This window comes from Paracoccus sp. Arc7-R13 (assembly GCF_004010775.1).
GTDB classification, from domain to species: domain Bacteria; phylum Pseudomonadota; class Alphaproteobacteria; order Rhodobacterales; family Rhodobacteraceae; genus Paracoccus; species Paracoccus marcusii.
In genome coordinates this window covers 1-23,988 of record NZ_CP034817.1, presented here as the reverse complement: position 1 = coordinate 23,988, position 23,988 = coordinate 1, and the positions used below count along the sequence as shown (strand labels likewise).

The following is a 23,988-nucleotide window of genomic DNA, read 5'->3' as shown; positions in this document are numbered from 1 at the left end:
AATCCCCGCCCCTGATGAGAGAGATCTGTCCATGAATCCGCTGCGAAAGATCATCACCCTTGCGGGGGTGGGGCTTCCGTCCGCCATGATTGCGGCCTTAGTGCTGATCGTACTGGCAGATGTACTTGCGCGCAATCTGTTCGCCACCTCCATTTCTTGGGCGCAGGAGATGGCCGTCATCCTGCTGATCGGCTCCGTCTGGCTGGGGCTGGCCGGCGCGTCGCTGCAGGGCCAGATGGTCGGCGTCTCCATCCTCACCGACCGGCTGTCGCCCCGGAACCGGCGGGTGGTCGAAACCGCCGCGGACCTCTGCGTCATCGCAATTGCCGCCGCGACCATCCATGCGGCCCATGCGCAGATGGCGACGGCGCGCTTCACCAAGTTTCTGGCGCTTGGCTGGCCCAAGTGGATCCTCGCGGCGTTTCTGGCCGTGGGCATGGCGCTGGTGATCCTTGCCCGAGTTGTCGAGATCGCCACCCGACTGAAGGAGCGTCGCCCATGATACTTTCCGCCGTCGCATTCGCGGCGCTCCTGCTGCTCGGCCTGCCGGTCGGCTTCGTGATGCTGGGTGCCACCGTGGCGTATTTCGCGCAGAATCCGATGACAGCGAGCATCGTCGCGCAGAGGATGTCCTCGGGGCTGGAAAGTTTCCCGCTGCTGGCAATTCCGCTTTTCGTGGTCGCCGGAGCGGCCATGGCGCGGGGCGGCATCGCAGACCGGCTCTACGCCTTCTGCGAGACGCTGGTCGGTCACTGGCGCGGTGGGCTCGCCCAGATCGCGGTGCTGAACTCGGTCTTCATGGGGGCCATGTCCGGGTCAGCCAACGCCGATGCCGCGATCGACGCCCGCACGATCGTTCCGGTCATGCGCAAGCGGGGCTATTCCAATGCCTATGGCTCGGTCATCTCGGCCGCGTCGTCGCTGATCGCGCCGGTAATGCCGCCGTCCATCGCGCTGATCATCTACGGCCTTCTGACAGATACCTCGATCGGAAAGCTGTTCGTTGGGGGGATCATACCCGCCTTCATCATCGCAACGGCGCTCATGCTGACCGTGCGCTGGACCGCGATCAGGATGAACCTTGCCCCCGCCCGAAAGACGCGCGCCGGCCCGGGGGAGGTGCTCTTAAACGGACGGGCGGCGCTTTGGGCGCTAGCGATGCCGGTGATGCTGCTGTTCGGGCTGCGCGGCGGCTGGTTCACCCCGACGGAGCTGGGCGCGGTTGCCGCGGCCTATGCCTTTCTGGTCGGAACGCTTGTCTATCGTGGCATAAAGCCGTCAGACATGTCGTCGCTTCTGGCTGAAGCGACCATGACCACGGCGGGAGTGATGTTCATCGTGGCGTCCGCCTCGGTATTTTCCTTGATCCTGAGCCTGGAGCAGATCCCGCAGGTTCTGATCGGCGGACTGCTTGCCATCTCGGACAACCCGCTCATTGTCCTGCTGGTCGTGAATATTGCCCTGCTGATCCTTGGGATGGTGTTCGACGGGCTGGCGATCATCGTGATCCTCGGCCCGCTGCTCACGCAGGTCGCGGCGACTCTGGGGATCGACCCGGTTCACCTGGGCGTCGTCCTCGTATTCAACACGGCCATCGGGTCCCTGACGCCGCCGGTGGGAACAGTGATGTTCACCGTGTGCTCCATCACCCGCTGCTCGGTCGAGGATTTCACGAAGAGCTTCCTGCCGTTCCTGCTGGCCCTAATCGGCGTTCTGCTGCTGCTGACCTTCGTGCCGCCGCTGGTGACCTTCCTGCCGAACCTGCTGTACCGATGACCGGCACGACATGTCTCAGGGGCGGCAAGCCGCCGCCCCTGCGCCTCTTTCCGTCAAAGGAACGGCGCGGGGCGCACCGAATGGGCCAGCACGGCGCCCGTCTCGTAATAGACCTCCTTCGCGCGGACCATCCGCTCGTGATGTGCGGCGATCGGGGCGATCGGCAGAACGCGTTCGTCGCCTTCCAGAAGGGCGATGGCCGCCTGTGTGCCGAAGACCGTGCCGGGGGAGATGCCACGGCCCGAATAGCCGAAGCAGGCATAGGCGTTCGGTCCGAAGGCCACGATCTTCGGGATGTGGTCCCCGGTCATCGCGATGCGTCCGCGCCAGTCATGCTCGAACGGCAGGTCGGCCAGTTGCGGATACACGCGCGCCAGCGCCCGCCGCGCCCAGGCCGCATGAACCGGACGGCCCGGGCCCTCCAGGTTGCCGACCGCCCCCACGATCATCCGACCAGCCTGATCGATGCGGAACGAGGACATGACGACGGCCGTGTCCCAACAGCCCTCGCCCCCCGAAAGAATGCTGTCGCGCAGCCGCGCCGGCATCGGGGCGGTGGCCAGCTGGAAATAGCTGACCGCGACGATCTCCGGACGGAACCCCATCTCGATCCCGTTGAAATAGGCGTTCGTCGCCAACAGCAGGGACTTCGCCCGCACGGTGTGTCCGTTGGCGGTCACCACCCACATGTCCCCCTGCCGCTGGACGCAGGTGACCTTGGTTCCATCATGAAGATGCGCACCCGCCGCCCGGGCTGCGCGGGCCAGACCACGGGCATAGGACAGCGGCTGGATCGTGCCGGCTCGGGGATCGAACAAGGCCCCGAAGAAGCTGCGGCTTCCGGTGCGCCGTGCCGTTTCGGTCGCGTCGAGCAGACTGAGCGGCCAGCCCATGGCAAGCCCCTGGCGATGGCGATCCTGCAGGTCCCTGACGCCGGCCGCCGAATGCGCGAGATGCAGCGTCCCGTTCGGGGTAGCCTCGCACGCGATGCCCAGATCGCCGATGAGGCGCCAGACGCGGGACGGCCCTTCGGCCAGCGCCGCCATCAGCTTGTGACCCGCGGCGTCGCCCATGGTGCGGATCACCTCCTCGGGCGGAACCCACAGGCCCGCATTGATCAGCCCGACATTCCGGCCGGATCCGCCGTGGCCGATGGTCTCCGCCTCAAGAACCGCGACGCTGGCTCCGCGACGCGACGCTTCAACCGCGGCGGAGTTGCCCGTGAATCCGCCCCCAACGACCACAAGATCGACCGTTCTGTCTTCGGCCAAGGGTCCCGCCGTGCACTCGACCGTGCTCGACGCGTTCCAAAGATTTCCTTTGCTTTTCATGTTACATCCAGATCGAAAGACGCCGCGACCGCGCTACGCCATGGCCATGCCTATTGCATCGGCCTCAGCCTACACCCAGCCGACGATCTAGAAGAAACGACGTTTTCTCACGGTAACTGAAGGGAAACTCACATGATCGCGCCGCGCCGGTTCCTTCCCTCCATCCAGTCTCTTCTCGCGCTCGAGGCGGTGGAGCGTGTAGGATCCGTCGGGGCTGCGGCCGAAGATCTTGCGCTGACGCATTCTGCCGTCAGCCGGCAGCTGCGGATCCTTCAGGACCAGCTCGGGGTGGAGCTGTTCCGGCGCAAGGGCAAGGGGTTGTCGCTGACCCAAAGCGGCGTCGACTATGCCCGTTCGGCCCGCGGTTGCCTTCAGGATCTGGCGCGGGCCAGCCTGAAGCTGCGGGCCGCCGGATCGCAGGCCAGCCTGAACCTCGCCATCCGCCCCACCTTCGGGATGCACTGGCTGGTCCCCCGGCTGCGCGATTTCGCCCAGCTTCATCCCGAAATCACGGTGAACCTGTCGACCCGCCTCGCCCCCTTCGACCTTGCGAGTGAGGGGTTCGACGCCGCGATCCATTTCGGAGAGAAGGATTGGACGGGCATGGCCTACATGCCGCTCGCGACGGAGCGACTGATCCCCTGCTGCCATCCCGACCTTCTTCCCCAAGGCGAGGGGGTGGCGGGCCTGCTGTCCAAGCCCCTGCTGCATCTGCAAAACCGTCCCGGTGCTTGGGAGGAGTGGTTCGAACGACACGGCCTTTGCGCCGTTCATCTGCGCGGGATGTTGTTTGACCAATTCGCAGCCATGGCCGAGGCCGCCGCGTTGGGATTCGGCATAGCCCTTCTGCCCGATCATCTTGCGGAACGGTATTTCACCGAAGACCGGCTGAGGCCCGCATGGCCGGAATACACGGTTGCAAAGGGCCAGTATTACTTGGTCTGGGCTCCACTTCAGACACCCGGGCGGCCTTTGGCGCTTCTTTTGGATTTCCTGCGCCAAAGTCGGTAGGGCGGATTCTTCTAGATTGCCGAAGCCTGCCTCCTTTTCACGAGAACCAGTCTATGACCGATCTTGCTGCCCAGACTACAACTCTCAAACAAACTATTTGGGGGATCGAGGCCGAACTGGCTCACCAACTGCCTTTCGCCGGAACGAAAGAGATTGATGCTCGCATACACGCCCTGACGGACAGGCTTCGACAGGCCCACGCCGATCTAAAGGAAATTGACCGGAAGATTCCAAGACCCTAGCAACTGTATCTGTCAGGTCGGATGGTCTGCCCATTTCTGACGGCTTTTGCACACTGCATTCGCGATGGTGACCAGCTTTCTGGCGACGGCGGTGATGATGACCTTGTGCGGTTTACCTGCCTTGCGAAGTCGATCTGCGAAGGATCTCAGGTGGGGGTTGTGGTGTGACGCAACTAGGGCCGCTTGGAACATCACGTGTCGGAGGGCACGGCGACCACCGGCGATCGCCCGTTTCCCGCGAAGGGTTCCGCTGTCATGCGCAACCGGGGCTAGCCCGGTGAGTGCTGCCGCTTCTTCACCGGTGATTGTGCCAATCTCGGGCATTTCGGCGATCAGCATTGTGCTGGCAACCGGGCCGATCCCCGGGATGGAACGCAGAACGGTGGCCATTTCCGACAGGTGATCGTCGCTCGCGATGGCCCGGATGATCCTGTCTTCAAGCTCCTTGATCAGGCTGTCGATCCGTTGCGTCAGCTCGGTGTCGACGTCCTCAAACATTGCAGCGGTTCCCAGTTTCTGATGCGCACGGATTTGGGCAAGCAGTCGCTTGCGCATCTCGATCAACTGGGCTCGTTTCGACGCCAACGCCCTGAGAAAGCGAAGCTTTTCCGCAGGAAGGCTTCGGCCTGCTTCGGGGCGGAAAGCAAAGAAGCGAGCGATGAGTTCGGCGTCTATCCGGTCGGTCTTTGCGCGGGTGCCACGGCTTTGCGCAAACGCCTTTACCTGAGCGGGTGGAACCTGGCGGGCAACAATACCTTGTGCCTCCAAATGCGCCCAGAGCTGCCACTCCTGGCCACCAGTCGATTCAAAGCAGACGACGGCATCCCGGTCGCGGGCAAGATCCGCCACGGCAGTATGACCAGCCGGAGCGTTTGGCATTCTGCATCGATGTCCATCGGGGAGGCAATGAACGTCGAGCCAGTCGCGGCTGACGTCTATGCCGATAACGTGGCCATGTGATAGATTGTCCATGCTCTCTTCCTTCTGGTGCGCGGTCCCGCAAAGGCCGCAATCAACTGTTCGAGACGATGAAGAGAGGCGGTGCCGACAGGCTAAGAAGCGTGGTTATCCCACAAGGGTCAGACGTCGCGCACCACCCCGCCATCGGCCCTGGCCGGGGCCGGTGACGGGGTCAGTTTAGCGCAGTCCAGACACAGAAGGGTCAGGATGCATTGATTTCTGTTGCGCTGCGTGATTCACGCCTCCGAAAACGGAGCGGTGACATGAGCGATCTCTTCTGGCTGACCGACGCGCAGATGGCGCGCCTGGCTCCCTTCTTTCCCAGGTCGCACGGGAAGCCCCGGGTTGATGACAGACGGGTGCTGAGCGGGATTATTTTCATCAATCGCAATGGCTTGCGTTGGCGCGATGCGCCCGCCGCGTATGGCCCACATAAGACGCTCTACAGCCGGTGGAAGCGTTGGAGCGAAAAGGGCATCTTCGCGCGGATGATGGCCGGGCTGGCGGCGGAACACGGCGAGAAAACGACCGTGATGATCGACGCAACATACCTCAAGGCCCATCGAACGGCGACCAGCATGGCCGCCAAAAAGGGGGGCGTGGTCGCCTGATCGGTCGAACCAAAGGCGGTATGAACACCAAGCTGCACGCCATCTGCGACAGTCAGGGGCGACCGATCGACCTGTTCGTCACCGCTGGACAGGTCAGCGATTATATCGGCGCTCGGGCCCTGCTGAGTGGCCTGCCAAACGTCAAATGGCTACTCGGAGATCGTGGCTATGACGCTGACTGGTTCAGAGAAGCGTTGCAGGACAAGGGGATACGTGCCTGCATCCCAGGCCGGAAGAAACGCAAGACGGCGATCAAATACGATAAGCGGAGATACAAGCGGCGTAACCGCATCGAGATCATGTTCGGCAGGCTCAAGGACTGGAGGCGCGTCGCGACCCGCTATGACCGATGCCCCAAGGTCTTCCTCTCAGCCATCGCCCTCGCGGCTCTCGTCATCTATTGGTTATGAATCCTGACCCTAGGTACCAGATACCCTTGTCAGCCGGCCATAAAAACCGCTTAACAACGCTACGCTAACCACTGCCGGACCGTCCTTGAAAAGGGGAGGCGCGCCATTGCAAAGATGCCGATATCAGCACGGCTTACCCTTCCCCGAGGATAGCGAAGGCGGAGTCTTTCGGCCAGCTAGAAGGCCGAAAGACTCGATGGAAGAGTGATTTACACCTTCGTTTTGCCTGCAACCCACGCCAAAAGATTTAACCTTGAAAAATCATCTGGGGGCTGTCTGCCCCCGCGCTTGGCGGCGCTCCCCCGAGGATACTTTTGGGAAGATGAAGTCAGATACGGTGATCTGGGTCAGTCGCATCCGCGACCTGTTCCAGGATCACAGACGGCACGACACCGATCGCGCGGGCAAGGACCACCAGCTCAACGACATCAATCCGGCGCTCGCCACTCTCGATCCTGGCAACCAGAGACTGATGGCACTTAAGGCGCTCGGCTATTCCAGCCTGGGTCAGACCTGCCGCTTTCCGGGCGTTGATCAGCGCCTCGCATAAAGCCACATGACCTGTGCTTCTGATCGTCTTCGTCATGTCGCTGCGCCACCTCTTTGGGCGTCAGCGGTAATCTGCTTTTCAGATTATCTAAAAAATGGATAATTCAGTGTATTCCAGACCAACTCCGAGGAGACGCCCCATGAGCCAGCCCCTTCAGCATTCAATGATCCTGACCAGGCTCACCGAGACAGGACAAGCCCTGATGCAACTGAACAGCCGTGGCTATATCGACATCGACGCCGCCCTACATCTGATTGCCGAAGGGCTCGCACAACCGGAGCGCATTCGTGTCGAAATCCGGCACCTCCCTTCCAGAGAGTTCGAGGGCATCGGTCTGACGTCAGAGGGCAGCGTCGCCGTGAAAAATCTGGACCAGCAGATGGCCCCCAGATCAGGATTCTCGGACAGCCGTTCTTTCACGACCGGCCACGAGCTTTGCGACAGCGAGCGGGTCGTGACCTGCGGCTATCTGGGCTGGCTTGGCGAAGATGATCTATCGCAACTTGATCGCCGGTTCGCATGGGGCTGGTGCCCTGAGATGCCCAGGGAACCAACACAGGTCTGCGAGGTTCCGCTGCCCGTGCTCAAAACATCGCGCCGAAAGATAGCCCGCAGACTTACCGCCCAGATCGGGCCTGTCGATCCCGACTTCGACCAGAAGGGGTTCATGGACGAGCTGTGGGGTGACGGCTGATCCAGGTCGGGCCGGAGACCTCCGAGTATCGGAGGCCCGATCCGGGAATTGCTGCGAATGCTAAGATTTCATCGGCGCTAGGTCTGCACGGCAGGGCGGCAAGCACAGGACCGCCTGACCGGCGTTTCCAGCCGAAAATAGACGACCAGATTTCACGCCATTGCTAACCCTGCCCGTCTGCCTTCACCCCCGTAATTTTTTGGGGGAATTGCCTGCCGAACGGCAGGCCGTTTGAAGGAAGTGAGTATGTGTTTCTCCCGCCTTTTGGCGGGCGAACGACAATTGGGTTGCGCGACGCGGAAACAAATTGTCTAGTGAGTGCACATACTCACTTCCTTCAAACGGAAGCTCCCATGTCCGCAGAACCCCGCAAGTTCCTTGATGAAGGCTGGTCCAAGGTCCGGGGCAGCATGCAGGGCCTTCACGGTGAGGGGAAATCCTTCGGCATCATGCGGACTGCGAAGATCAAAACGCTCGGCAACATGGGGGCCAGCCTTCAGCATAGCTTCCGGGAGCGGGAGACCCCGAATGCCGATCCCGACAGGACCAGCGACAACATGATCCTGGTCGGTGGCGACAACAGCAAGGACGTGCTGACAGCGTGGAAGGATCGGGCTCCCGAGAAGATCAGGAAGAACGCCGTGCACGGTCTGGAATACTTCATCGGTGGCTCGCCCGCGAAAATGAAAGCCATGACCAGGGATGAGCAGGACACGTACTTCCGGGATGCGCTTGGCTGGATCGAGAACCGGCACGGCAAGGAAAACGTCCTCTCAGCGATGGTCCACCGCGACGAGACCACCCCGCACATGACGGTGATGACCATCCCCCTCGATGACAGGGGTAAGCTGAACTGCCGGTCGTTCGTGGGGAACAAGAAGGCTCTTTCCGATCTCCAGACAGACTTTGCGGAGAAGGTCAGCGAGAAGCATGGCCTTCGGCGGGGCATCAAGGGCTCCACAGCGCGGCACGAGCGCGTGCAGCGGGTCTATGGGGCCTACATGTCCGGTGAAGACGCGGTCGCCCTCCCTGAGCGCGTCAGAGGCTCTCTCCTGCGCGGTGGCAAGGAAAGCGATGCTGACTGGCATGCCCGGGCCACAGAAGTCGCCACAGACGCGCTCCGTGGCCACCAGATGAAGATGCGGGAAGAAAAACTCGACATGGACGCGAAGCTGAACACGGCGCAGTCGATGATCCAGTCTCTTCAGTCACTGCAGCAGAGCTATAAGACCCAGCTCGACGCAGCCCGTGAAACGCTGTCGCGATTGGTGTCGAGCCTCGAACTGGCTAACAAGGGGGCCGAGGCAAACGCTGCCCTCGAAGCCTATGCCGACCTGGAAGGGAAAATTCTCGATGGTGATCTTGGCGTCCTCAAGGACGCTGCGGGTTCACCAGCTCGGATCGATAAGATCGTGGACATCTATGACCGGGTCATTCCTGACGGCACAGCGATGACCGAAGAGCAGGTCCGGTTCGACCGGGCCCTGGACCTGACCTTGGATGCTATGGCGGATGGCAAGGTGGCGAAACGGAAAGACCCGGTACGGATTGCGATCGAGGCTCGCGCCCTGCCCTATGTTCAGAAAGCTCTTGCTCACCTGGCACAGGATCGAGTGAACCCGCCCTTCACCAGCCGAGACGACCGTTTGGCATTCCAGGCGGAGATCGAAGGCGCTCTTTCAGAGGAGCAGCTGGTGGCCCTAAGACAGGGTGACGAGACAGTACTGGAAGACGTGCTTGGCGATCATCTTTCTCAGCAGCAACAGCTTAGCCTGGCACTGGCCTACTTTGATCATGTGGACGTTGATGTCGATGCTGGCATCCGTCGCGGCATGATTGAGCGGCTCTCTGATGCAGAGGATGGACCGAAGCATCAGGAGCCAGGGCTTCGACACTGATCCGTTACGACGACTTATCCACAGGTCGCGTGATCCTCGTAGGTGTTAAATATGTGTTAGATTCAGTGTTACGCTGGCTCGCAGAGGCATTTTTCCAATTGAAAACAAACCACTACGCGGAATGCAGGTAACTAAAAACACGAATATCGGTAACTAAAATCCTGTTTATGGTAACTGAAAACACGAATCTTGACTTGGGTAACTGAAAGCACGAATATGCCCGCATGGTAACTGAAAACACGAATTCAAACGATCCCCTGCTGCCTGATCGTCATCCTCAGCACGATCTGTTCATCTGCGATGTGGCGGATGCGGTCTTGAAGGACGTGATGCAACACATGGAGCACCCGTTTTATTCCCTTTCCAAGAAGCCGGAGACCACAGTTAAGCGCTACAAGAACGGCGAGAACTGGTTGGAAATTACGCCAAGTGTCAAAGGTCTCGCCACGATTTATGACAAGGACATCCTGATCTACTGCATCAGTCAGATCATGGCGAAGCTGAAGCTGGGTGAGCAGGTGTCGCCACGCGTTCGGATCAACTCGCGGGAACTGCTGATCTTCACCAACCGGGGAACAAGCGGTCGGGAATATCAATCCCTCCTCGATGCGCTGGACCGCCTCGAAGGAACACGGATCAGGACAAACATTGTGAGTGGCGATGAGGAGCAGATCGACGGCTTCGGTCTGATTGACGCCTCCTCGATACGCCGTAAGCACGGGCTGGACGGGCGCCTTCTTTGGTGTGAGGTGAAGTTGTCGGACTGGGTGTTCAACGCGATCCGGAAAGAAGAGGTCCTGACCTTGCACCGGGACTATTTTCGTCTGCGCAAGCCAATCGAACGCCGCGTGTACGAGATCGCTCGAAAGCACTGCGGGCAGCAAAGAACCTGGCGGATCACCCTACCGAAACTTTTGCTCAAGACCGGCTCACAAAGCCCGGAGAAGCGGTTCCGCCAGATGATCAAGCAGCTGGTTCAGCATGACCATTTGCCGGACTACAACGTCGCCTTTGATGAAGCTGCAGATATGATCATCTTCACCAATCGCGGCACGATGGTTCCCGCTCCACTGATCGAGGGGCGTGTTCCGCCCCTAAAGTCGGTCACCTATGAACGTGCTCGGCAGGTCGCGCCAGGCTGGGACGTGCATTACCTCGAACGCGAATGGCGAGACTGGATTTTTGAACCGCCGCGCGATGCGGATGGGGCTTTCGTTGGCTTTTGCCGGAAGTGGTTCGAGAAACGCGGCAGGCCCTAAGCGAGGTGCAAATCCGGTAACTGATATATTTCCGGTAGCTGATACATTTCCGGTAAGAGAAACTTATCAGGTGTTGAAAATAAAACCGGTGCTAGATATAAATCCGGTAAAATAAACAGACAGGTTCGAGCAATGCCCGTCATCGTCATGGCAAGCCCCAAGGGGGGCGTTGGAAAATCTACATGCGCCGTCCTTCTGGCGTCTGAGTTCGCCCGCATGGGCGCTGAGGTCACAGTCCTGGACTGCGACCCGAACAAATCGCTGACCCGGTGGGCGTCCCACGGTACTCCCAAGGGTGTCACGCTCCTGAGCGAGATCGGCCGAGCTGAAATCGTTCCGACGATCCGGGGCGCAGACGGGGATGGCAGGATCGTTATCGTGGACCTCGAAGGCGTCGCCTCGCAACTCGTCAGCCGGGCAATATCTCAGGCCGATCTGGTGATCGTGCCAATGCAGCCAACCGCGCTTGATGCTGAGATAGGCTCGGAAGCACTCGCGCTGGTCCGGGAAGAAGAAGAAGCTCTCGGCCGCAAGATTCGCCACGCGGTCGTTCTGACCAAGACGAGCGCGGCCGTGAGAAGCCGAGTCCAGAAAGAACTCGAAGAGCAACTACGCGGAGCAGGGATCGACGTAATCGAACCTTCTTTGGTCGCGCGGGCAGCGTTCTCTGAAATCTTCGCCTATGGCTTCGATCTGACCGCGATGATGCAAGATCCGGAGATGGTGACGGGGGGCAAGGTCGATATGGCTATCACGAACGCCCAAGGTTTCGCGGAGGCTGTCTATGAGCGACTCAAATAGGCTGGCCGGACTGAAGGCCCGCCCGAAAGATACAACCGTCGAAGAGGTTCGGCGCGTGGACGAAGTGGGAGAGGCGAGGGGGTTTCTTGATCGAACGCCACGAAAGAAGCCCGGCCGCAAGCCGAGCCCGCGCACTTGGCAACTCCACCCAAAGGTTTTCCCGAAGGTAGGGGAAGCCATAGCGGCTGAGGCGGAACGGCTTGGGATCACTCAGGGTCAACTAATCGAGCGGCTTTGGGAACAATACACAGCGGAGTGACTACAGACGATCCTTCGTACCAGAATCGAAAGCGCCAAGGGATACATCGGCACTGAACAAGCCGAAGCCCTGGAAATTGCGCGCAAGTACCATCTCTGAGCCATGCAGACCCACCCGAAAAGCGCCAACCTACGAAGAACGTCGCCCGGTTCTACCGGACGGCCTGGTTCGAGGACGAGAACCAGGCCGTCACGGCTCTGATCACACGGGAAACGGCAAAGCGTTAGCGCGGATATTGGATGGAGCCTCAGCAACTAGCAATGTTTGAATAGTCTTGAGTAACGCACGAAAGTTGGTGATGCCCTGAGGGGCGGCTTATCGTGGGTAATATCCGAGATATCTAATATACGATGCAGACCGCATATCTACTCATTTAAGCGGCTTATGTATTACATGTCCATCTTCGTAAATCCGATGCGCAGGCTGCGGGGCATCACCCATTCCCCCACGATCGGGATTGCAGTGTTCCTGTTGGCACGGGCGCTGATCATGCGGCGCATCCCGGCGACACTGGTTGTTCAGTCCCGGCATCTACACTGCGATGCTTAAAAAGTCCCATCGTATCGCTTGCCATGTTGCAAGGTGAACGTCTACATTGGGCTTTAGCGACACCGAGCGATCGTCATGCGGCTGCATCCATAGCGACGGGCCAAATCCGAAACCGTCACCCCAGCATCAAGCTCGGCACGGATGCTCTGCTTCTGAGCCTCCGACAGCGTAGAGGGGCGGCCGATGATCTTTCCCTGAGACCGGGCGCGGGCCATGCCTGCATGGGTCCGCTCGATCAGCAACTCCCGCTCGAACTGTGCGACGGCGTTCAGGATGGTCATGGTGAACTGTCCGGCGGGACTGGTCAGGTCACTGCCGCCTAAGGCGAGACAGTGAACACGCACCTGCATCTTGCCCAGAAGGGTCACGGTCTGCGCCACGTCCATGGCGTCACGCCCAAGGCGGTCCATCTTCGTGACCACCAGCACATCCCCCTGCTCCAGTCGATCGATCAGGCGTGCGAACATCGGGCGCTGCTGCGCCGGCACGCTGCCCGAGATGGTCTCGGAAATGATCCGGTGCTTCGGAATGGTGAAGCTGGCCGTCTCCAGCTCCTGCACCTGGTTCTCGATGGTCTGCTGAATGGTGGAGACGCGGACATAGGCGAAGGTGCGGGACATGGGCCAAAACTGTTCAGAAGGGTCGTTCACATCTTAGATGTTCACAACCCCCGCACAATACCCATTTTGAGCACCCTCCCCCACCCCTGTTCAAAACCGTTCGGTTTTGAACAGGTCTCCGTCAGCCACCACTCTAAAGCCTCTTAACCAACACCTCGATCGGGAAGCGGTTCGTGGGGGCATCGCCCCGCCTTCATCCTTTCCAACCCGCGGTCGCCTCTGGCCGAAGCGGCCATAACGACGGCGGGTTTGATGTTCATCGTGGCCTTGGCCTCAATGTTTTCCCTGATCCTGGAGCTTGGAGCAGATCCCGCAAGCTCTGGTAGCGGGCTGCTCTCCATCTCGGACGACTCTCTCCTTGGCTTGCTGCTGACGCAGGTTGCGGCAACAAAGCTTTCTGCCGTTCCTGCTGCTGCTGACCTTCCTGCCGAACCTACTGTACTGATGACGGTCGGACTGGTCACGGGCGTGGCTGGTCGCCAAGCTGCCCGCCTTCCGTCAAAGGAACGGCGCGGGGCGCACCGAATGGGCCAGCACGGCGCCCGTCTCGTAATAGACCTCCTTCGCGCGGACCATCCGCTCGTGATGTGCGGCGATCGGGGCGATCGGCAGAACGCGTTCGTCGCCTTCCAGAAGGGCGATGGCCGCCTGTGTGCCGAAGACCGTGCCGGGGGAGATGCCACGGCCCGAATAGCCGAAGCAGGCATAGGCGTTCGGTCCGAAGGCCACGATCTTCGGGATGTGGTCCCCGGTCATCGCGATGCGTCCGCGCCAGTCATGCTCGAACGGCAGGTCGGCCAGTTGCGGATACACGCGCGCCAGCGCCCGCCGCGCCCAGGCCGCATGAACCGGACGGCCCGGGCCCTCCAGGTTGCCGACCGCCCCCACGATCATCCGACCAGCCTGATCGATGCGGAACGAGGACATGACGACGGCCGTGTCCCAACAGCCCTCGCCCCCGAAAGAATGCTGTCGCGCAGCCGCGCCGGCATCGGGGCGGTGGCCAGCTGGAAATAGCTGACCGCGACGATCTCCGGACGGAACCCCATCTCGATCCCGTTGAAATAGGCGTTCGTCGCCAACAGCAGGGACTTCGCCCGCACGGTGTGTCCGTTGGCGGTCACCACCCACATGTCCCCCTGCCGCTGGACGCAGGTGACCTTGGTTCCATCATGAAGATGCGCACCCGCCGCCCGGGCTGCGCGGGCCAGACCACGGGCATAGGACAGCGGCTGGATCGTGCCGGCTCGGGGATCGAACAAGGCCCCGAAGAAGCTGCGGCTTCCGGTGCGCCGTGCCGTTTCGGTCGCGTCGAGCAGACTGAGCGGCCAGCCCATGGCAAGCCCCTGGCGATGGCGATCCTGCAGGTCCCTGACGCCGGCCGCCGAATGCGCGAGATGCAGCGTCCCGTTCGGGGTAGCCTCGCACGCGATGCCCAGATCGCCGATGAGGCGCCAGACGCGGGACGGCCCTTCGGCCAGCGCCGCCATCAGCTTGTGACCCGCGGCGTCGCCCATGGTGCGGATCACCTCCTCGGGCGGAACCCACAGGCCCGCATTGATCAGCCCGACATTCCGGCCGGATCCGCCGTGGCCGATGGTCTCCGCCTCAAGAACCGCGACGCTGGCTCCGCGACGCGACGCTTCAACCGCGGCGGAGTTGCCCGTGAATCCGCCCCCAACGACCACAAGATCGACCGTTCTGTCTTCGGCCAAGGGTCCCGCCGTGCACTCGACCGTGCTCGACGCGTTCCAAAGATTTCCTTTGCTTTTCATGTTACATCCAGATCGAAAGACGCCGCGACCGCGCTACGCCATGGCCATGCGTTAGTACGTCGCCTCTTTCAACGCATCTGCAATCACCCCGAGCGGATGGCGAAGCTTCTGAGAAGACAACCTCTCGCCTTGACAGCGGCAAGAGAAACCCGTCGCGGCCACCAGAGCACCGCCTTCGACATGTTTTCTCCACGACAGGTTGAACAGCTTTTTTGACACACCTTGGTGACGCTTCTGGTGACCGAACAACCCGGCCATTCCGCAACACCCAACTGCGGGAGCGGTAGCGGCGATTCCAATCGTGGCGAACACTTCCTGCCAAAGGGCGGCTGCTTGGGGCAATCCAGTCGTTTCGGTGCAATGTGGCATCAGCGTAACCGTGCTGCCCTGCACACCGCGCGCTGTTATACGTCCCGCCGCCGCCTCGGCCGCAAGAAACTCTTGCGCCAAAAGGACGCTGGGTGGAGTCAGTCCTGCTTTGGGATAATCCTGCCGAAGCTGCATGACAAAGGCGGGGTCCATCCCGACCAGCGGTAGTCCGCTCGCAGCAGCCTTCTTCAAATGTGCGACAAGACGGGTGCCCATCATGTAGAAGCCATCCATATCGCCAAAAGATTGTGCAGATTTTCCAGCCGGCATCATGTCGAGAACCCGCGGTACGTATCCAAGTGCGCTCAGCCCCGCCACCATGTCGCGCATCAGGTCGGGGTCGAACAGCGCTGTGAACCAGTCGTTCACCAGAATCACGGTCCGCTCAGGCATATCCGTCGTAAGGCGCAACGCTTGCGGCGCGGGACCGCCCATCCGATCCGGCATGTCGATTGTTCCAGTCAGCCCGCCACCGATCCGCGCCATCAACGGCCAGAACGGACGCAGCAGCGGCGCGGCACGAAGGATCGCGGGGCTGAACCGTTCCGCCAGCAGCACCAAACGATCGGCGAAGGCACGGCGATGGCGGCAGTAGTAGTCGGCATAGAAGGCCGATCGCATCGTCGGAATATCCACCTGCACCGGACAGCTCGACGCGCAGGCCTTGCACCCGAGGCAGCCATCTAGCGCCTCCAGCAGGTCCGGCTCCAGCGCCGCATCCCGCGTCTTGTGCCATTGGCGTAGCGCGTCCGCGCGGCCCTTGGGGCTGTGGCGTAGATCCGCCGTGGCCTTGAACGAGGGGCACATCGGCGTTTTCTCAGAATAGGACAGGCATTGCGCATTGCCGTTGCAGCGGAAGGCGCGGGTCAGGGGGTCGCCCTCAGGGGCATTGAAGGGGCGGAAGGGGGTCGTTGCGATGCCCATGATGTCGTCGCGCGGGCTGACCAGCTTGCCGGGATTGAAGCGCCCCTGCGGGTCGAAGGCCGCCTTGACCCCTTGCAGGGCGGCATAGGCCTCGGCCCCGATCCAGTCTTTCAGATACGCGCCGCGTACCCCTTTGCCGTGCTCGCCCCAGAAGATGCCGCCGTATTTGCGCGTCAGATCGAACACGGCATCCGAGACCGAAACGAGCTTGGCGCGGTCGGCCTCTGTGTCGATGTCCAGCGCAGGGCGGATGTGCAGACAGCCGACGTCGACGTGGCCATAGATGCCGAAGCCCAGATCGTGACGGGTTAGAACATCGAGGAACTCCTCGACGAAGGCGGGAAGGTTCTGGGGCGGGACGACGCAATCCTCCACAAAGGCGACGGGTCGCGAGGAGCCGTCTACCTTGCCAAGAAGGCCGACGCCCGCCGAACGGATCGCCCAAAGCTCGCGAATCTCGGCCAGATCGGCTGCCATGTGGATCGCGCCCGCCCCCGGCAGGGTGGCCACGATGGCACGCGCCTGTCCGATACGGGTCGCCAGCACAGCCGCATCATCGCCGTTGAACTCCACGAAGACATAGGCGATGCGCTGCCCCGCCACCGATTGCAGAGGCTGCGGCAGACGGGTCAAGATGCCCGCCCCTTCGGCCAGTGCCTGCACGCGTTCGTCCATCACCTCGACCGCCGTCGGCTCGGCCGCCAGAAGCGGCGTTGCGGCCGCAAGTGCGGTGCCGAAACTGTCGAACCCGACGACCAGAAGGCGCTTTTCCCGCTCGATCCGGCGCAGTTTCACACGGATGCGGCTGATCAGGCCCAGCGTGCCTTCGGCTCCGAGAAACAGCCGCCACCACTCGAAATCCTTGCCCGCACAGGCACGGTCAAGGTCGTATCCGGTGAAGCGGCGGTTCAACGCCGGCGTATTGGCGATGAACGCCGCCCGCCCCGCGCGCGCCGCGCGTTCGGCGGCGGCCAGCATCGGCACGGCCCAGTCGGGCGGCGCCTCGTTACTGCCCAGAAGGCCGTCCGGCAGCGCGATTTGAAGCCCGAGGATGTTGTCGCTGGTCTTGCCATAGATACGCGAGCCCTTGCCCGAGGCATCCGTGCTAACCATCCCCCCGATCGTGCAACGGGTGGAGGTGGAGGTTTCCGGCGCAAAGAACCAGCCGGTCGGGCGCAGGCGTTCGTTCAGATCGTCCAGAACGGTGCCCGGCTCCACTTCGGCCCAGCCGTCCTGCACGTTCACGGACAGAACGCGGCTCATGTGCCGCCGCGTATCGACGATGACGCCTCGGTTCAGACTCTGTCCGTTTGTGCCGGTGCCGCCGCCCCGTGCGGTGACGGGCATATCCGCGAATTCCGGCTGGCCCAGCACGGAGGCCAGCCGCGCCATGTCCTCCGCATCCATCGGCGCGACGATCAGGTCGGGCATGATCTGATAAACCGAGTTGTCGGTGGACATCGCCGCACGCAACGCCGTGTCCACCTCCACTTCGCCGCGGAAACCCGCCGCACGAAGGGCCGCGCCGAACAGATCCGCCGGTTTGATCACTCCCGCCTCCGGTCAAGCCGCCGCGCGGCGCAGGGTGGCGCAGGCCTGCGTGATGCGGTCCAGCGCCTCGTTCAACTCCGCCTCGGACGTGGCGTAGGAGATGCGGAAATACGGCGAAAGTCCGAAGGCCGATCCCGGCACCATCGCCACATCCGCGCTGTCCAAAAGCCATGCGCAGAAGTCGCGGTCGGATTCCAGCACCTTTCCGTCGGGGGTGACACGTCCGATCATCCCCCCGCAGCTGGCGAAGGTATAGAACGCGCCCTCCGGCCTGCGGCAGTGGATGCCGTCGATGGCGTTCAGCGCATCCACCACGATGTCGCGGCGGCGGGCGAAACTGTCGCGCCGTTCGCGCAGGAAATCCTGCGGCCCGTCCAGCGCCGCGATGGAGGCCGCCTGCGTCACGGATGACGGGCATGACGTGGCCTGACTTTGCACCACCGCCATTCCCGCGATCAGTGCTGCGGGACCGCCCGCATAGCCAAGCCGCCATCCGGTCATCGCATAGGCCTTGCTGACGCCGTTGATCGTCAGGCACCGATCCTTCAGCGACGGGTCCAGTGCCAGCGGCGTGACGAAGCGGAAATCGTCATAGACGATGTGTTCGTACATATCGTCGACCATCAGCCAGACGTGCGGATGGCGGCGCAGCACCTCCAGCAGCGGGCGGTAATGCTCTTCGGCATAGGCCGCGCCGGTGGGATTGGAGGGGGAGTTCAGCAGCAGCCACCGCGTTTTGGGCGTGATCGCGGCCTCCAGCGCCTCGGGCGACAGGCGGAACCCCGCCTCGCCCGGACAGGGGATGGCGACCGGAACGCCGCCCGCGATCTGCACGATGTCGAAATAGCTGGTCCAGCAGGGCGTCGGGATGATCACCTCGTCGCCGTCGTTCAGACTGGCCATCATCGCGTTGTACAGCATCTGCTTGGCACCCGCGCCCGCCGTCACCTCGTTCTGGGCGAAGGTCAGGCCGTTCTCGCGTGCGAACTTGTCGCGGATCGCACGCTTCATCTCGGGCGAGCCGTCGAGGTTGGTATATTTCGTCTCGCCCTTGCGAATTGCCGCGATGGCCGCGTTCTTGATGTGGTCGGGCGTGTCGAAATCCGGCTCGCCCGTCCCTAAGATGATGATCGGACGCCCTTCGCGTTTCAGGGCGCCCGCGCGTGCGGTGATCGCCAGGATCTCGGACACGCCGAGATCCCCGATCCGCCGCGCAGGGCGGAATGTTTCGGTCATGATGCCCTCAGATATCGAAGACGACGCCCTGCGCCAAAGGCAGCGCACGGGAATAGTTGATGGTGTTCGTGGCCCGCCGCATATAGGCGCGCCATGCGTCGGACCCGCTTTCGCGCCCGCCGCCGGTTTCCTTTTCACCGCCGAACGCCCCCCCGATCTCCGCGCCCGAGGTGCCGATGTTGACGTTGGCGATGCCGCAGTCGGAACCAGAGGCCGACAGGAACAGCTCGCTTTCCCGCAGGTCGGTGGTGAAGATGGACGAGGACAGGCCCGCCCCCACCGCGTTGTGATCCTCGATCACCGCCGCCAGATCGCTGTAGCGCATGACGTAAAGGATCGGGGCGAAGGTTTCCTCGAACACCGGCCCGGTCTGGGACGGCATCTCGACCAGCGCGGGCTTGACGTAGAAGGCGGCGTCCGGTCCGGCCTCGGCCACGCGGGCGCCGCCGTGGACGGTGCCGCCCGCCGCTGTCGCCTCGGCCAGTGCGGCCTGCATCGATTCATACGCATCGCCATCGACCAGCGGGCCGACCAGCGCCTGCGTCGTCAGCGGATTGCCGACCGAGACGGATTCATAGGCCTTGATCAGACGCGGGACCAGCGCGTCGTACACGCTGTCATGCACGAACAGACGGCGCATGGTGGTGCAGCGCTGCCCCGCCGTCCCCATCGCACCGAAGGCGATGGCGCGCAGGGCCATGTCCAAATCGGCGGAGGGGCAGACGATGCCCGCATTGTTTCCGCCCAGTTCCAAGATCGAACGCCCGAACCGCGCCGCGACCTTCGGGCCGACGATGCGGCCCATCCGCGTGGACCCCGTGGCCGAGACCAGCGCCACACGCGGATCGTCCACCAGCGCCTCGCCGGTTTCGCGCCCGCCGATGACGACCTGGCTCAGCCCCTCGGGGGCATCGCCGAAACGGGCAAGCGCGCGGTCAAGGATCGCCTGCGCAGCCAGTGCCGTCAGCGGGGTCTTTTCCGACGGCTTCCACACGACCGGGTTGCCGCAGACCAGCGCCAGCGCCGTGTTCCACGACCAGACCGCCACCGGGAAGTTGAAGGCTGAGATCACGCCTACCACGCCCAGCGGGTGCCACGTTTCCATCATGCGGTGGCCGGGGCGTTCGGTGGCGATGGTCAGGCCGTAAAGCTGGCGCGACAGGCCCACGGCGAAATCGCAGATGTCGATCATCTCCTGCACCTCGCCCGCGCCTTCGGACGGGGACTTGCCCGCCTCGATCGACACGATGCGGCCCAGATCGTCCTTGGCCGCGCGCAGCTCCTCGCCCAGCAGGCGCACCAGTTCCCCGCGGCGCGGGCCGGGAACGTTGCGCCAGACGCGGAACGCCTCGGCCGCGCGACCGATGGCGGCGCCGACGGCCGCCGCGTCCTGTTCCTGCAATGCTGCGGTCTGCTCGCCCGTGACGGGCGAAAACGCCTTAAGCGTGCCGCCGGTGTGCAGTGCCGCATCGACCCCCAGACGGGCCAGAAGATCGGTGCAATCCTTGGCGATGGTATCGGTCATCTTACTTTCCTTCGTTCAGGGTCTTGAGGCTTGCATCGAGCGAGGCTTGCTCGATGCCTGCGTAATGGGCAAATTCGTCTAGCACGCCGGTGCCGAGGTCGGCTTCGAACATGCGCTGGTTGGGGCTGGCAGAAAATTCCTGCACCGCGCCGTCACCAAGGTTGGACTGGAAGATGCCTGCCGCGGATACCGGCAGGAAATCCTCGTAGATGATCGGATCGCAGCGCAGCGCACCGGCGGCCAGAAGCGCCTCGGGGTCGGTCCCCTTCGCGGGTTTTCCGGTGGCGGACCACTCGAAATAGCCCAGCCCCTGCTTGCGGATTTCTTCCCAGTCATCGGGGAATGCGGTGAACACCTCGCCCAGAATGCGGACATATTCATCCGCGTTCGAGCCATTGGCGGCGGGGGTGATCCGCGCTCGCACATTGTCCAGCAGCGCGTCATACAGCGCGCGGCCCTTGGGTGTCAGGGCGATGCCACGCGCCTCGATCTCGCCGAAGCGGGCGGTGTGGGAGCCTTCGACGGCATTCTCGCCCGGAAAGCGGACCGCCTCTTGCAACGCCTTGAACGAGGTCTGGCGCAGCAGGATCGGGCAGTTGCGGCGGGGCGGGCCTTCGACCACGGCCTTGGGGCTGATGCCCACATCGGGCATCCGGTCCTGCACCGCGTCGATATCCAGCGTGCGCGGGGTCAGGTGGTTGATATGCGGCCCCTTGAAGGACACTACGTCCGCGATCAGCCGGTGCGCGTCATGCAGGCGGTGATACAGGTCTGCCGAAACTCGCGCGTCGGAGTGCCAGCGGAACGTCTCCAGCGCCTCGGCCACGAAGGCGGCGGCGTCGGTTTCGGACAGGCCACCCTCGGCCTCGGCCTTCTCGATCAGCTCCATGCATTTCGGGGTGAAGATGCGGCGGCTGGCAAGGCTTTGCGCCGCCTCGTCGCGCAGGGCCGGTTCCTCGATCAGGTCCATTCTCAGCAGCGAGGTGAAGACGCGGAACGGGTTGCGCCGCAGCGCCGCCTCCCCCACCGGACGGAACGCGGTGGAGTGGACCGGAACCCCCGCCTCGGAAAGATCGTAGTAGCCGACGGGGAACATGCCCATCACCGCGAACAGGCGGCGCATCGTGGCCAGTTCTTCGGGCGTGCCAAGGCGGATCGCGCCATGACGCTCTTCTGAAATGCGGTCAAGCTGGTCGGTGTTGGCCAGATCGGCGGCAAGCGTCGTGTCGCGGTCCAGAACCTCGGCGTTCACATCCGCCACCAGCGACATCAGCGTGCCATAGGCGGGAACCTCGTCGCGATACATGGCCGACATGGCAGATGAAAAGCGCGCGCGGATTTCATCCGAAGATACTTTTGACGGGCTGTTCAAGGGATCACCTCTGTTGCTTGTCGAGCGTGTTGTTCATATTCATACGGCATGAACGGATGATGTAAACGCGGCGTTTCAGACTGGGGTGATGCGAAATGGGAATGAAGTTGAGCCGGACGCTTATCCCCGACCTTGCTGCGCTGCAGGCGTTCGAGGCCGCGGCGCGCCATGTCAGCTTCACCCGCGCCGCCGAGGAACTGAACCTGACCCAAAGCGCCGTCAGCCGCCAGATCAAGGATCTGGAAACGCAACTGGGCATCGGTCTGTTCACACGGGTTCGTCAGCGCATCCTTCTGTCCGATGCCGGTCGCAGATTGCTGCCCGAGGTGGAACAGCTCCTGGCCGGAATGGAGCGACTGGCAATGAAGGCCGCAGGGTCGCGCGATGCCAGCGGGCATTTGACTATCGCCACGCTGCCCACCTTCGGCAGCCGCTGGCTGATGCCACGCCTGCCGGATTTCCTTGCCCGCCATGACGGGGTGCAGGCGACAGTGGTGTCCCGCGCCTCGCCCTTCGCGATGGCGGCCGAAGGGGTGGACATCGCCATCCACTACGGCTTGCCCGATTGGCCCGCCGCACAATGCACCTATCTGTGCGGCGAGGCTGTGGTCCCCGTCGCGGCCCCTCGCATGGGGCGTCCGGACGTCTTTTCCGGATCTGTGCCGTTGTTGCAGATCGAATCCCGCCCGATGCTCTGGGCCGAATGGCTGGAGGCGAACGGGCATCAGGGCATGGACGCTTTTGCGGGGCATCGGTTCGACACGTTCGCGCTGCTGATCGATGCGGCGGTCTCCGGCCTCGGCATCGCGCTTGTGCCGAGATATCTGGTGGAAAGGGAACTGGCCGAAGGGATGCTGGTCCTGCTGTCAGATGCCGTCGTCACCACCAACGCCGCCTATTACGTCGTGCTGCCGGACGAACTGGCGTCCGATCCCATGTGTCTGGCGTTCCGCGACTGGATCTGCGGACAGGTTCAACGCAAAGGCACCTGAGACAACAGCGGCAGCCCGTCGAAGTGCGTGATCAGGTTGCCCACCATCCGACGGGCCATCGCCTCGCGCGCCTTGGCCGTGCCGGAGGCGTGATGCGGCATCATGGTGACATTGAGCAGCGGCGTCAGTCGCGGATTCACCTGCGGCTCGGTCGCGAGCACGTCCAAACCGGCCGAGGCGATCCACCTGTGTGTCAGGGCAGCGATAAGGTCTTTCTCGTTCGTGACCGATCCCCACGCCACGTTGACCGGCGTTCCCTTCGGACCTAAAGCGCGCAGGATGCGGGCGTCGATCATGCCGCGCGTGGCATCCCCGCCCGGCACGCAAAGCAACAGATCGTCCGCCCAAGCCGCAAGCGTCTCCAGATCGGGGTGGAACGGGGCCGCGATACCGCGATCGTAGCGGGCGTGATAGGCAACCTGCATCCCGAAAGCTTCGGCGGGTCAGCTTTGCGCGCCGATTGACAGGGCCGGGGGCGACCTACACCTACCTGTGCAGCGAAACGGTGGTGCCCGTCGCCTCTCCCACCTTCATGAAGCGCCACGGGGACGCCTCGCTGACGTCGTTTCTTCTGCACATTGAGTCGCGCCCGATGCTCTGGGCGGAGTGGCTGGCCGCCTATGGCGAAGGGGCGGAGGATGCCTTCCGCGGGCACCGCTTCGACCAGTTCACACTTCTGATCGAAGCGGCGATGGCGGGCCTGGGCGCTCCCTGGTGCCGACATACCTGATCGAGCGCGAATTGCGCGAGGGCGCGCTTCAGGTCGTACGCGACGCCCCCTTGACCACGGATGCCGCTTATTACGTGGTGCTTCCCGACGACCGGGCCTCGGACCCGGTGTGCAGCGCCTTCCTGCACTGGATCCGGGAAACGGTCACGGAGCGCTGATCGCCTGCCGGATCGCATCGACGCACTGGCGCATCGGAGCGAAAGGCTCCACGTTGTACTTCCAGTTCGTCAGCTCCACCGTGAGGGAGCCGGCATACCCCTGTGCGCGCAGAAAGGCGATCATCTTCGGCAGGTCGATGATACCCTCGCCCCAGGCCAAGTGGCTTCCGCCGGGGTCTGAGTCGGTGAAATGGACGTGCGCCAGCCGATCGCCCAAATGCGTGAAGTAATCTTCGGCCGTTTCCCCTGTCATCACGGCGCCCGCGACATCGTACACCCCGTGCAGCGCGGTGCTGCCGATGCGGTCGATCAAGGCGCGCATCTCGCCTGCCGAACAGATGATGTTGGCGAAGGCCGGTGGCAGGGCTTCCAGCCACAGGTCGAT

Annotated in this window: 23 protein-coding genes; 11 read left to right on the top strand and 12 right to left on the bottom strand. The window is 62.7% G+C overall.

The annotated features are described in order from the left end of the window. The first annotated feature begins 31 nt into the window (after positions 1-31). Positions 32-502, top strand: coding sequence for a TRAP transporter small permease (locus EOJ32_RS19800; protein WP_127900013.1), 471 nt, complete (start codon positions 32-34; stop codon positions 500-502). Further along, entirely contained in the window at positions 499-1,776 is a 1,278-nt protein-coding gene (locus tag EOJ32_RS19795) for a TRAP transporter large permease (RefSeq protein WP_127900012.1), read from the top strand. Before EOJ32_RS19800 ends, EOJ32_RS19795 begins: the two co-directional genes overlap by 4 nt. A 53-nt stretch (positions 1,777-1,829) precedes the next feature. Here EOJ32_RS19795 and EOJ32_RS19790 read toward each other — a convergent pair whose 3' ends face one another. Further along, positions 1,830-3,047 (bottom strand): NAD(P)/FAD-dependent oxidoreductase, encoded by a 1,218-nt coding sequence (locus tag EOJ32_RS19790; RefSeq protein WP_371706359.1) that lies wholly within the window; start codon positions 3,045-3,047, stop codon positions 1,830-1,832. Positions 3,048-3,239: 192 nt separating this feature from the next. Here EOJ32_RS19790 and EOJ32_RS19785 point away from each other — a divergent pair, with 192 nt between their 5' ends. Then, a complete protein-coding gene (locus tag EOJ32_RS19785) occupies positions 3,240-4,118 on the top strand; it encodes a LysR substrate-binding domain-containing protein (RefSeq protein ID WP_127900010.1) in 879 nt (292 codons plus the stop codon). 254 nt (positions 4,119-4,372) lie between these two features. On the opposite strand, the gene EOJ32_RS19780 is transcribed toward EOJ32_RS19785, so the two are convergent. Further along, positions 4,373-5,332: an IS110 family transposase gene (locus tag EOJ32_RS19780; RefSeq protein ID WP_127900009.1), complete on the bottom strand. Its 960-nt coding sequence runs from the start codon at positions 5,330-5,332 to the stop codon at positions 4,373-4,375. Positions 5,333-5,583: 251 nt separating this feature from the next. On the opposite strand from EOJ32_RS19780, the gene EOJ32_RS19775 reads away from it, so the two are divergent. Continuing rightward, positions 5,584-6,341, top strand: a protein-coding gene (locus tag EOJ32_RS19775; protein ID WP_127898193.1) for an IS5-like element ISPso2 family transposase whose coding sequence is annotated in 2 segments (ribosomal slippage) — positions 5,584-5,908 and positions 5,908-6,341 — 759 coding nt in all. Because the reading frame shifts where the segments join, the coding sequence is not laid out codon by codon here. Positions 6,342-6,669: 328 nt separating this feature from the next. Here EOJ32_RS19775 and EOJ32_RS19770 read toward each other — a convergent pair. Continuing rightward, a complete protein-coding gene (locus EOJ32_RS19770) occupies positions 6,670-6,927 on the bottom strand; it encodes a helix-turn-helix transcriptional regulator (protein WP_127900008.1) in 258 nt (85 codons plus the stop codon). Between the two features lie 103 nt (positions 6,928-7,030). Between EOJ32_RS19770 and EOJ32_RS19765 the strand changes: the two genes are divergently transcribed. The 4 genes from EOJ32_RS19765 (at position 7,031) to EOJ32_RS19750 (ending at position 11,543) form a co-directional block, all read left to right on the top strand. Next, entirely contained in the window at positions 7,031-7,585 is a 555-nt protein-coding gene (locus EOJ32_RS19765; RefSeq protein WP_127900007.1) for a hypothetical protein, read from the top strand. A 353-nt stretch (positions 7,586-7,938) separates the two neighbouring features. Further along, the gene (gene mobV, locus EOJ32_RS19760; protein ID WP_127900006.1) at positions 7,939-9,483 is read left to right on the top strand and encodes a MobV family relaxase; all 1,545 of its coding nucleotides are present in this window, start codon (positions 7,939-7,941) and stop codon (positions 9,481-9,483) included. Positions 9,484-9,707: 224 nt separating this feature from the next. Continuing rightward, positions 9,708-10,742, top strand: a complete 1,035-nt coding sequence (locus EOJ32_RS19755) for a replication initiator protein A (protein ID WP_127900005.1) — start codon at positions 9,708-9,710, stop codon at positions 10,740-10,742. Positions 10,743-10,874: 132 nt separating this feature from the next. Beyond that, the gene (locus EOJ32_RS19750) at positions 10,875-11,543 is read left to right on the top strand and encodes a ParA family protein (protein WP_127900004.1); all 669 of its coding nucleotides are present in this window, start codon (positions 10,875-10,877) and stop codon (positions 11,541-11,543) included. An 861-nt stretch (positions 11,544-12,404) separates the two neighbouring features. Here EOJ32_RS19750 and EOJ32_RS19740 read toward each other — a convergent pair. From EOJ32_RS19740 to EOJ32_RS19715, 7 genes are all read right to left on the bottom strand, one after another. Beyond that, positions 12,405-12,971 (bottom strand): recombinase family protein, encoded by a 567-nt coding sequence (locus tag EOJ32_RS19740; RefSeq protein ID WP_127900002.1) that lies wholly within the window; start codon positions 12,969-12,971, stop codon positions 12,405-12,407. A 498-nt stretch (positions 12,972-13,469) separates the two neighbouring features. Next, on the bottom strand, positions 13,470-13,898 hold the full coding sequence (locus EOJ32_RS20745) for an FAD-dependent oxidoreductase (protein WP_371706367.1): 429 nt from the start codon (positions 13,896-13,898) through the stop codon (positions 13,470-13,472). Beyond that, the gene (locus EOJ32_RS20740) at positions 13,862-14,686 is read right to left on the bottom strand and encodes an NAD(P)/FAD-dependent oxidoreductase (RefSeq protein WP_371706365.1); all 825 of its coding nucleotides are present in this window, start codon (positions 14,684-14,686) and stop codon (positions 13,862-13,864) included. Before EOJ32_RS20740 ends, EOJ32_RS20745 begins: the two co-directional genes overlap by 37 nt. A gap of 111 nt (positions 14,687-14,797) precedes the next feature. After that, entirely contained in the window at positions 14,798-17,590 is a 2,793-nt protein-coding gene (locus EOJ32_RS19730; RefSeq protein ID WP_240542625.1) for an FAD-binding and (Fe-S)-binding domain-containing protein, read from the bottom strand. Between the two features lie 12 nt (positions 17,591-17,602). Continuing rightward, the gene (locus EOJ32_RS19725; RefSeq protein WP_127900001.1) at positions 17,603-18,826 is read right to left on the bottom strand and encodes a pyridoxal phosphate-dependent aminotransferase; all 1,224 of its coding nucleotides are present in this window, start codon (positions 18,824-18,826) and stop codon (positions 17,603-17,605) included. A gap of 7 nt (positions 18,827-18,833) precedes the next feature. Beyond that, positions 18,834-20,351 carry an aldehyde dehydrogenase family protein gene (locus EOJ32_RS19720; protein ID WP_127900000.1) on the bottom strand — a complete coding sequence of 506 codons (1,518 nt, stop codon included), beginning with the start codon at positions 20,349-20,351 and terminating at the stop codon, positions 18,834-18,836. 1 nt (position 20,352) lies between these two features. Beyond that, entirely contained in the window at positions 20,353-21,666 is a 1,314-nt protein-coding gene (locus EOJ32_RS19715; RefSeq protein WP_240542626.1) for a VOC family protein, read from the bottom strand. Positions 21,667-21,824: 158 nt separating this feature from the next. Here EOJ32_RS19715 and EOJ32_RS19710 point away from each other — a divergent pair, with 158 nt between their 5' ends. Continuing rightward, positions 21,825-22,715 (top strand): LysR substrate-binding domain-containing protein, encoded by an 891-nt coding sequence (locus EOJ32_RS19710; RefSeq protein ID WP_127900020.1) that lies wholly within the window; start codon positions 21,825-21,827, stop codon positions 22,713-22,715. Here EOJ32_RS19710 and EOJ32_RS19705 read toward each other — a convergent pair. After that, on the bottom strand, positions 22,697-23,140 hold the full coding sequence (locus EOJ32_RS19705) for an NAD(P)-dependent oxidoreductase (RefSeq protein WP_127899998.1): 444 nt from the start codon (positions 23,138-23,140) through the stop codon (positions 22,697-22,699). The two genes, EOJ32_RS19710 and EOJ32_RS19705, sit on opposite strands and share 19 nt — an antisense overlap. Before the next feature lie 83 nt (positions 23,141-23,223). Between EOJ32_RS19705 and EOJ32_RS20220 the strand changes: the two genes are divergently transcribed. After that, positions 23,224-23,445 (top strand): hypothetical protein, encoded by a 222-nt coding sequence (locus EOJ32_RS20220; RefSeq protein ID WP_164871524.1) that lies wholly within the window; start codon positions 23,224-23,226, stop codon positions 23,443-23,445. Beyond that, on the top strand, positions 23,430-23,603 hold the full coding sequence (locus EOJ32_RS20215; RefSeq protein WP_164871523.1) for a hypothetical protein: 174 nt from the start codon (positions 23,430-23,432) through the stop codon (positions 23,601-23,603). The genes EOJ32_RS20220 and EOJ32_RS20215 overlap by 16 nt, the downstream gene beginning before the upstream one ends. On the opposite strand, the gene EOJ32_RS20495 is transcribed toward EOJ32_RS20215, so the two are convergent. After that, positions 23,590-23,925 carry a sugar phosphate isomerase/epimerase gene (locus EOJ32_RS20495; protein WP_240542627.1) on the bottom strand — a complete coding sequence of 112 codons (336 nt, stop codon included), beginning with the start codon at positions 23,923-23,925 and terminating at the stop codon, positions 23,590-23,592. The two genes, EOJ32_RS20215 and EOJ32_RS20495, sit on opposite strands and share 14 nt — an antisense overlap. Positions 23,926-23,988 lie beyond the last annotated feature (63 nt).